Origin of the sequence: Microbacterium sp. Ru50 (genome assembly GCF_002920555.1) — a bacterium.
Taxonomy (GTDB): domain Bacteria; phylum Actinomycetota; class Actinomycetes; order Actinomycetales; family Microbacteriaceae; genus Microbacterium; species Microbacterium arborescens.
This window is the reverse complement of sequence record NZ_PQSV01000073.1, coordinates 1-491: the sequence shown is the minus strand read 5'-3', so window position 1 is coordinate 491 and position 491 is coordinate 1. Positions and strand designations below refer to the sequence as shown.

Genomic DNA, 491 nt, shown 5'->3' with positions numbered 1-491 from the left:
TTCTCGCCCTCGGTGAAGACTACAAAATGGAAATTAATGAGTCGCGCACCGTCCTGAAAACGGAAGACAACAGCTACTCGTTTGACGTTTTTATTGATGCCCGCGGACAACGTCCGCTTAAAGTGAAAGATATCCCTTTCCCTGGGCTACGCGAGCAATTACAGAAAACAGGGGATGAAATCCCTGATGTTGGCGAAGATTATACGTTACAGCAACCCGAAGATATTCGTGGGCGCGTAGCGTTCGGCGCGTTGCCCTGGTTGATGCACGACCAGCCTTTCGTTCAGGGACTTACGGCATGTGCAGAAATTGGTGAGGCGATGGCTCGGGCGGTCGTAAAGCCTGCATCCCGTGCTCGTCGGCGTCTTTCGTTTGATTAAAGGTAAAGCTATCAGCACTCAACAAACTGATGCTGTTCATTAAGACGATAGCGGACTCCGGCTCGAATATTGTTTTCACCTTCAATGGCGACGGCGAAGCGAACTCTTTCG

General features: G+C 50.5%; 1 protein-coding gene. It reads left to right on the top strand.

Features of this window, described 5'->3' with window-relative positions:
- Positions 1-380, top strand: a 380-nt coding sequence (locus C3481_RS16320; protein WP_219817693.1) for a hypothetical protein, incomplete at its 5' end; no start/stop codon positions are given.
- Between the last annotated feature and the right edge of the window lie 111 nt (positions 381-491).